The sequence below is a fragment of the Thalassolituus sp. UBA6592 genome (genome assembly GCF_002433655.1).
Taxonomy (GTDB): Bacteria; Pseudomonadota; Gammaproteobacteria; order Pseudomonadales; family Oceanobacteraceae; genus Venatoribacter.
On the sequence record NZ_DJIO01000146.1, the window covers coordinates 64097 to 72529 of the forward strand.

An 8433-nucleotide genomic window follows, 5' to 3' on the forward strand; every position below is an offset into this window, starting at 1 on the left:
AAACCGGCTCAGTTAAACCGGCTCAGTTAAACCTGTATCAGTTAAAGCAGTGCTAATTAAAATAGGAATCTTCGTCGAAGGTACTCAGCCAGCGGCTGTTAAACACCACCATGCCGGTAATAAACATGCCGTTGATAACACCTTCCGGAAACATCATCAGCGGCAGATAGCGCAGATAATTGTGCCAGACTTTATCCAGCGTATAGACGTCCAGCTGCCATAAACTCAGAGCCTGCAGCACATCAGAAAAGGCGTGAGTAAATCCGGCATTAAGAAAACCCGCCACCAGAATATACACAAACGGATTGCGCACCAGACGATTAAACACGCACAGATAAAATCCGTAACTGAACAGTACCGGCAATACACCGGTAAACAGATAACTGTAGCCCAGACCGCCCCACCAGAGCTTACCCGTGGCCACCAGCACCAGTTGAATTAACAACATCGCCAGCAGTGCCAGTCGCCAGCCCATCAGCAGCATCAGGGCGGTCACACCCATCACATGAAAACTCAGCCCGGGCAGAATACCCGCCTGCATATTCCACAACACAGAGAGCGCCACAACGCCGCCAAAAAAGAAATGCTGGGCCTGACGGTTACTGAATAATGAATGCCAGTGGTAGGTAAATAACGCCGGAATAAGAATGGCCAGCGCCAGAGCAGAAGAAGCGTACAGTGCCCAGACGGGCAACAGGTCCGGGCGGTCGATCATGGCTGCAGATCCAGACAATATAACAGGGCATCTTCGTGCCCGTTGGCCGTGGGGTAATAATTACTGCGGTTACCGGCCAGGCAGAAGCCCATGGATTCATACAGAGCAATGGCTTTGCTGTTGCTTTCGCGCACATCCAGAAACCACTGCTCGGCCTGTTTTTCCGTCAGATAATTGAGCAGAAAATTCATCAGCGCACGACCCGTGCCTTTGCCCTGATAATCCGGATCGACGGCTATCATCAGCAGTTCAGCTTCACCGGCAATCAGTGTAATCACAGCCCAGCCGAGCACAGTGCCATTTTCTTCTGCGATCCAGGCGCTGCCCGGCTTTTGCAGATAGCGACTGATGACGGATTCCGACCAGGGATGAAAATGAGCGCGGCGTTCAATCGACATCACCGCAGTCAGATCCTGCATAACAGCGGCTCTGAACTCCACGTCAGATGCCCTCCAATTCGCGCAGCGCGTGCCACAGGCGACGTTTCTCGCCGGCACTCTGCATAACCTCAGTAATTGAAGCGCCGACAAACAAAGGCGTTACGCCGATATTGTTCAGCCATTGCTGACTGACGTTGCCGAAACAGACCGCATAGCGCGCGCCCTGATCCGTGAAAAAACGCCATTGTGCAGACAGTGCCTGCACCGCCACCGGGTGACTCTGATCATCATGAGCAGACTCAATAAACGGCCAGCGGAAACTGAACGGCGGCTGCATAAAGCCTGTGTGATCCGACATTGCCTGCAATACCCGCCAGGCAAATCCCTGCATGCGCTCCACGTCCTGTGCCTGATCAGTAATCCACACACCCAGCTGTGATACCCGCAGGAACTGCAGTTCAAAGCGCGGCGGTGTCAGATCAACAGGTTGTGACTGAGCAGGAAGCTGTTCAGTGTGAGGTGCTGATGGATTGGACTGAACGGCGGCGGGTGCCGCAGCGGTAGCCCGAAGCTCAGCGGCAGGTGCAACAGATTCCGCGACTGGCGCTGCGCGTGCACCAGCCGGTGTGTCGTTAACCCGCGCTACCGCAGGTTTGGCATTGTCGTGCAGTAATTCAGCGGCCAGAGGATGGACCAGATGCCCTTCTCCGGCAGACACTTTATGCGGATGCGGCGCGTGCGCCGGTGATTCCGCAATCCAGCGTGGTTGCGGAGCATGCGGCAGAACCATCCTGGGCACCCAATGCGTGATGCCCATGGCCTGCAGGTAATCCTGACGCCGCTGCTCCAGCACAGGTTATACGCCGTCGTTCTGCGGATGCTGACGGGAGTTATCCGACATCAGCAGGTTGACCGCATGAATATAGGCTTTGGCAGAAGCCACCACGATATCCGTGTCAGCACCACTGCCATTGACGATACGGCCGCCTTTCTCCAGACGCACAGTCACTTCACCCTGTGAATCAGTGCCCTGAGTAATGGCATTCACTGAGTAAAGCAGCAGATTAGCGCCGGTGTTGGCAACAGCTTCGATGGCTTTCAGTGCGGCATCTACCGGACCACTGCCTTCGGACTTGCTGCGCTTTTCATCACCGTGATGGCTGACAACCACTTCCGCTACCGGGGTTTCACCAATGGCAGAATGGCATTCCAGCGCCACCAGTTTCCAGGCTTCAGGAGCTGCATCAGAGATGGTTTCACTGACCAGTGCCTGCAGATCTTCATCGAAAATCTCGTGCTTCTTATCGGCCAGATCTTTAAAGCGCGCGAATGCTTCGTTCAGCGCTGCGTCGGTCGGGAAGGTAACACCCAGCTCTTCCAGGCGGCTGCGGAATGCCGCACGGCCGGAGTGCTTACCCATAACCATTTTGTTAGCGCCCCAACCCACGTCTTCGGCTTTCATGATCTCATAGGTTTCGCGGTGCTTGAGCACGCCGTCCTGGTGAATACCGGACTCGTGCGCAAACGCGTTGGCACCCACAATGGCTTTGTTCGGCTGTACCGGGAAGCCAGTGATCGAAGACACCAGACGGGAAGTCGGCACGATGTGCGTGGTATCGATACTGGTACCGATATTGAACAGATCCTGGCGGGTACGGGTAGCCATCACAATCTCTTCCAGCGCGGCGTTACCGGCACGCTCGCCCAGACCATTAATGGTACATTCCACCTGACGGGCACCGTTGGCCACGGCCGCCAGAGAGTTGGCAACCGCCAGACCCAGGTCGTTGTGACAGTGTACGGAGAAAATCGCTTTATCAGCGTTTGGAATACGGTTCAGCAGGGTTTTGATTTTGTAGCCGAATTCTTCCGGAATGGCATAGCCCACGGTATCCGGAATATTGATGGTACTGGCACCGGCATTGATCGCCGCTTCAATGATACGGCAGAGGAAATCATCCTCAGAACGGCCGGCATCTTCACAGGAAAACTCCACGTCTTCGACGAAGCCACGGGCTTTCTTCACCGCATAAACCGCCTGCTCAACAACCTGATCCGGCTGCATGCGCAGCTTGTACTGCATATGAATCGGTGAGGTGGCGATAAAGGTATGAATACGGGCACGTTCAGCCAGTTTCAGGGCCGCTGCTGCGTGCTCCAGATCGCGGTCAACGGCACGTGCCAGACTGCAGATGGTGCTTTCGCGTACCGCCGCAGCAACTGCTTCGATGGCCGCAAAATCGCCCGGTGATGCGGCAGCAAAGCCGGCTTCTATCACATCGACGCGCATTTTCTCCAGCGCCTTGCCGATACGGACTTTTTCTTCTTTGGTCATGGATGCGCCCGGGCTCTGTTCCCCATCACGCATAGTGGTATCAAAGATGACCAAACGGTCTTGCTGGCTCATGTGCTACTCCGCTACCAGGAATTTCTCATCGGGCGCATAGTATACGCCTGATGAGCCCGGTTGGCAGCCGCTCAGCGGATCGGAGTCGCGGTCAGATTGGTGGTGATGTCAAAATTCTGCAACACAACGCCGGAAAATACCGTCTCAGGCAGCGCCACATCCGGATGCTTCAGCTGCACACTGTCGATCTGCAGATCACGGAACGACACATTTCCCTGCACAGCAAAACCCAGTGGGCGCAGCTGCTGCTGAGCCAGATCCGGATTTGCCACATAACTGTAACCGGTACGTGATGCATCGTTATAAATCAGCTCATCGCCCTGATTGCCGCTGACGCCGTTGTCATCCAAACCAGAGAACTTCTTCGCGACCCGGGTCTCGTAGACATCAATTTTCAGATCGGCCTGAAAACCATAGTCGTTGCCGTCACCCGGCCCAAGGCCGTCATTGGTACTGAAACCATCAAAGATAATCTGGGTACCCGTGCCATTCACCGGATTATTGCTGCCATCCACAGTGCGATTGTTTTCCCAGGTCAGACGGTTGCGCGCCAGTGATCCATCACTGGTAATGCCTTCGGGTTCAAAGGCAACCTTCAGAGCCACCGTCATACCCTCATTACCCCGGTCTTCCCAACGTCCGCCTGCGGCAGCACAGGATGTCTCGTCACTGCCTGCACCACCAACACAGACGGCACCCGCGCCGCCCGGATTAATGGTCAGAGACGAGCCCTTCTCGTAACGCTCCAATACAATCCGGCCGAGACTGCGGCCACTGTTACGATCACCCCAGCGCATGTTATCCACATTCATGGTACTCCACTGTTCGGTGCGATTGAGGCTGATACCGGAATCGCTCACATCAAACTGCAGCCCACGCAGATGCAGATCGTAATTCACGCCGGTAGCCCATACGCCTTTACCGTTTTCATCAATGGACAGACCGATATTGGTGTCGCTGAACAGGTAATCGCCGTCCACCTGAATGCCGCCGCCCGACGTCCCGCCTGCAGTAATGTACGTATAACCATCCAGATTAAAATCCATTGCCTGAAACAGCTCCAGAGACAGCAACAGCTCAGCGCCACCCTGAATCGGGGAATCCTTGGTGCCAACCCGCAGCCCATCAATACTGTAGCTGCCGGTGAAGCGGTTCATACCCACCGCGATGGCGGTTTTATCCGCCGTCGCGCTGTTGTTGTCATGATCGAAAGCCCGCACATCGAGGGTTAAATCACCACGGCCATAACTTTCGATTCCACTGATCAGCACCATACGGTTGTCATCAATATAGGCTGCCTCGGCATTAGCCAGACTCCATTCTGTAGTCACAGACAAACCATCACTGCTGTCATTCAGTGACGCGTAAAAATCACTGGCGTAGGGCTGCATCCCCAGCGGCAGAGACGCTATCTCCGGTGTTACGATTCCCGGATAAAAACGCCAGACATTGCTGTGGCCATTGGCATCAGCAAACAGGAAATCCAGCTGCACCGCGCCGACAGGACGGGAGCTGTCGCCGATCAGAATCTGATTGGCATTGAAGGAACCGGATAATTCACTGACACCAAGCTGCAGATGATCCGCCATCACATCAAACGTTAAATCACGCAGTGTCAGATCGCCGTTGAAATCGCCCATATACAGGGAATTTCCATCATCGGTAAAACGCACAAAGTTGGCCGGATTATCAGCGATATTAATTTGCGCGTTCATGCGCAGACCTTCGTTGCCCTGAACGCCACCGGCATAAATCTGGGTGCTGCCATCCAGCGCGAGACTTCCTGCCAGCGTGCCTAATGACTGTTCGCCGAGGAACATGCCCCCGGTAGAAAAACCGTAACTGACATCAGTGAACGCCAGGTTCAGCCCTGTCGCCAAATCATCTCTGGCCTCGCCGATGGCTAAATTACCGATCTGAGCACTGTAGCCAATATCACGGAAACTCAGCGACTGCCCGTTCGTTGTCCAGATCAGTTCAGCATCACTGATGGTGGTGGCATAACTGCCTTCGACGTAATAGTCCGCCGATTGCGGAGCACCAATGCGTAATGAACTGTCTGAGGAATAATTAAAACGCAGCTGACCAAAACTGCCGCTGGAATCATTCACTCGCACAGCGCCAATATTCAGCCCCGCATTCAATGTCTGACTGTCTATTTGCAGCGAGCCATCTGACAACACATCAATAACCTGAGTGTTCAGTGCGCTACCTGTTAAATCATCGCGGTTACCATACTGAATATTCTGCAGTTGCAGTGATTGACCATCATCTGTGTAAGCAGCCTCACCAATGGTAAACACTGCATTGGTCTCCAGCGTCACACCCGCCTGGCCATTCACCTGCTGCATTTCCGATTCATTCATTGGCGTCAGCGCCGCATAAGCCTGAGCGTGAAACAGACAGGCCTGGGCTGCTGTGATGATCAGGTGTTGAGATATGGATTTTTTCATTACGGTGCTCCGGTCGGGAACACCAGCAGGTTGCCCTGCAGACGGGATTCACCATTAATATTCAGTGTAAAAATATCCGTCTGCACAAAACCCGCATCCGTTGGCCGAGCGCTGTTACTGTTGGCCACGGTAAACGAAACATCTTCATATTTAAGTGAATTGGGTAAACCCACTTCCAGTACATCGGCGTCGAATAAAGCACCATCGCCATCAAAGCCGGATTGAATATTACGGGTTTTAAGGGTCAGTCCTTCAAAGGAAAACCGGCCACGAATATTATCCAGTACAAACCAGCCTTCACTGGCGGAATCACCGGTATTAATCGCTATACGGCCACCACAGCGACTGCCACCATTACCACCACTGCAATCTGAGCTCCAGGCCGATGGCCCATCAACATTTAACGGGCCGCCATCCGCGTTAATCGTAAGATCGCCTGACAGGTACACTCCCCCCTGGCCGCTGATATGATCCAGCGCCTGATCACTCATAGGTTCCAGAGCGTGAAGGCTATTATTCAGAACAAAAAATAATGCAGAAATCAGAGTAAATATTCTCATCACAAATCCCTGCTGGTTGCGCGCAGATACTGAATCTGCAGATTAGCAATCGTTGATGATCCGAAGTCTGTATTACCTACGGTAAGATTGCCGATGTGAATATCTGTGCGCGGACCATTGGCATAGTAATCCTGATAGAAGGCATCACTTTTCCCCTCAATACTGCCAACCTCAACGGTAAAGTTACCGTCGGATGCCACCTCAAATGTCACCGGCTGATCTGCGCCATAACCCAACTCGCTTTCAATGATCAGATTCTGCAGATGAATATTCTGGCCACAGTTATTGCCGTCCGCATCACAGGCAAAAACACTGAGATCCTGCACGTACAGATTCAGCGCCAGATTGCCAATCATCTCATTGTTATCGCCCCATAAGCGCAGATAAGAACCGTCGACGGCAACCCCCTGAGCATGAGCTTCCAGCGACTGTGCCCGGACACCGTTCTCTTCCAGATCAAAACGAATCCCCATATCCGCCAGTTCACCGGTCCTGCTGGTTAACACCGACGTGTCGATACCCGTAATGGCATCAACCCGGGAGCCGCTTGCCACAACTTGGTCAGGGAAGCGGCGTTCACTGCGGTTTTCGATGGCGTAGCCGAGCAGGCTGTAAGGCTTAGACGAAGAGCCCGCCAGCCGCTCCGGCGCAGAGAATTCAAATACGGCTTTATCGTAAATACCTATGGTATCGCCATCGACCAACTCAATATTGTAGGGATACAGCAGGCGGCCCAGATTCACCGGATTACCAATAACATTTACCCCCTGATTACTGCCGCTGCCTGCAACATAGAACTGGGAGATACTTAACACGACTTCTTCACCATCAGCATTGGTAATGCCACCGATATCAAGACGGTTCCCCCCGGCAACATCCTCTCCGGCTTCAAAGGCAAAGTCTTCCAGTACCAGACCAATTCCTGCACCTTCCACACTCGCCAACTGGCTGTCATCCAGCGCTTTTAATTCTGCAAGGGCGGAGGGAGCGTCAAACACCGACACCGACAAAAAAACCGACACCGACACCAACACCACGCCCCGTCGTGACAGATACTTAGTCATAATATGGATCCAGGAATTTTGTTCTTATTCTTTCGATGCCGTTAAAGGACTCCTCGAAATCGACTGAAATACCGCCGTTCGGGATATTCATAAAAGCACCGGGAGTAGTCGGTGTTCCTTCGCCGTTATCGAGCCAGAAAACCTGCTTGGTCTGAAATGACAGAAACATACCCTGCGTACTCTGGCCGTTTTCTACATCACCGATATCTAAAGTACGGAAAGTGTTTAAAGGGAAGCAGGTTGCGATCCCGAGAATTTCACAGCCATCAGAACCAAAGATATCGAGAATATCGGACAACAGGCCACAGCCGCTGACACAGGAGAGAGACGTACCATTGGGAATACCAACGCGGGTTGCCCGTATCTGGCTCTCATTACCGTCTTCATCCACCAGGACAGCCTGCGACTGCAGGACCGTGTCGCGGTTTACCCCAGCAAACGCAAGCAGGCCCCGCTGTATAATATTAGATTCTTCATAGATAGGATCCGCTGTACCAATCACATTCACCTGAATGTTACCGGTGAGAGATTCGATATTACCGGACAGCTTTCCTAGTGCTTCCGTAAAGCCCAGGCGGACACCAACAAGCTCTTCTTTACCGTCGACGGTTTCGAAAGCCAGCTCGAAATAAGGATCCTGAATATTGAACGGGCTCAGCGTACCGTCATCGTTAACACTGCCCAAAGCGAAATCGTTAATACGGATGTCCGCTCCGGCTTCTCCGTCACGGACATAATTGCCCAGCTCAACCAGATCTGCGTTAAGCGAGATATCGACATCCATACCAAAGGTAAAACGGGTAAAGTCGAATGAACCCGCTGCATCGCGATCAATCTGCAGAAATGCCTGACCT

8 protein-coding genes are annotated in these 8433 nt (G+C 53.1%); all 8 read right to left on the minus strand.

Annotated features, from left to right (window positions below; translation table 11 throughout):
- Positions 1 to 52: 52 nt before the first annotated feature.
- Positions 53 to 715, minus strand: a complete 663-nt coding sequence (locus B2Z72_RS14740) for an energy-coupling factor ABC transporter permease (protein WP_296984020.1) — start codon at positions 713 to 715, stop codon at positions 53 to 55.
- Entirely contained in the window at positions 712 to 1134 is a 423-nt protein-coding gene (gene rimI / locus B2Z72_RS14745; RefSeq protein ID WP_296984019.1) for a ribosomal protein S18-alanine N-acetyltransferase, read from the minus strand. The genes B2Z72_RS14740 and rimI overlap by 4 nt, the downstream gene beginning before the upstream one ends.
- A 22-nt stretch (positions 1135 to 1156) precedes the next feature.
- Positions 1157 to 1948, minus strand: a complete 792-nt coding sequence (locus B2Z72_RS14750) for a hypothetical protein (protein WP_296984017.1) — start codon at positions 1946 to 1948, stop codon at positions 1157 to 1159.
- A 3-nt stretch (positions 1949 to 1951) separates the two neighbouring features.
- Complete coding sequence (locus tag B2Z72_RS14755) at positions 1952 to 3502, minus strand: 2-isopropylmalate synthase (RefSeq protein WP_297005178.1); 1551 nt, start codon at positions 3500 to 3502, stop codon at positions 1952 to 1954.
- Positions 3503 to 3573: 71 nt separating this feature from the next.
- Complete coding sequence (locus B2Z72_RS14760; RefSeq protein WP_296982906.1) at positions 3574 to 5955, minus strand: DUF6160 family protein; 2382 nt, start codon at positions 5953 to 5955, stop codon at positions 3574 to 3576.
- Positions 5955 to 6518: a hypothetical protein gene (locus B2Z72_RS14765; protein ID WP_296982905.1), complete on the minus strand. Its 564-nt coding sequence runs from the start codon at positions 6516 to 6518 to the stop codon at positions 5955 to 5957. The genes B2Z72_RS14760 and B2Z72_RS14765 overlap by 1 nt, the downstream gene beginning before the upstream one ends.
- On the minus strand, positions 6515 to 7579 hold the full coding sequence (locus tag B2Z72_RS14770; protein WP_296982904.1) for a hypothetical protein: 1065 nt from the start codon (positions 7577 to 7579) through the stop codon (positions 6515 to 6517). The genes B2Z72_RS14765 and B2Z72_RS14770 overlap by 4 nt, the downstream gene beginning before the upstream one ends.
- A partial coding sequence (locus tag B2Z72_RS14775; RefSeq protein ID WP_297005181.1) for a hypothetical protein occupies positions 7572 to 8433 on the minus strand: 862 nt, incomplete at its 5' end. The genes B2Z72_RS14770 and B2Z72_RS14775, both read right to left, overlap by 8 nt.

Excerpts from the sequence above, each read along its gene's own strand:
- B2Z72_RS14740 (WP_296984020.1), bottom strand. The coding sequence starts at position 715 with ATGATCGACCGCCCGGACCTGTTGCCCGTCTGGGCACTGTACGCTTCT.
- rimI (WP_296984019.1), bottom strand. The coding sequence starts at position 1,134 with ATGCAGGATCTGACTGCGGTGATGTCGATTGAACGCCGCGCTCATTTT.
- B2Z72_RS14755 (WP_297005178.1), bottom strand. The coding sequence starts at position 3,502 with ATGAGCCAGCAAGACCGTTTGGTCATCTTTGATACCACTATGCGTGAT.
- B2Z72_RS14760 (WP_296982906.1), bottom strand. The coding sequence starts at position 5,955 with ATGAAAAAATCCATATCTCAACACCTGATCATCACAGCAGCCCAGGCC.
- B2Z72_RS14770 (WP_296982904.1), bottom strand. The coding sequence starts at position 7,579 with ATGACTAAGTATCTGTCACGACGGGGCGTGGTGTTGGTGTCGGTGTCG.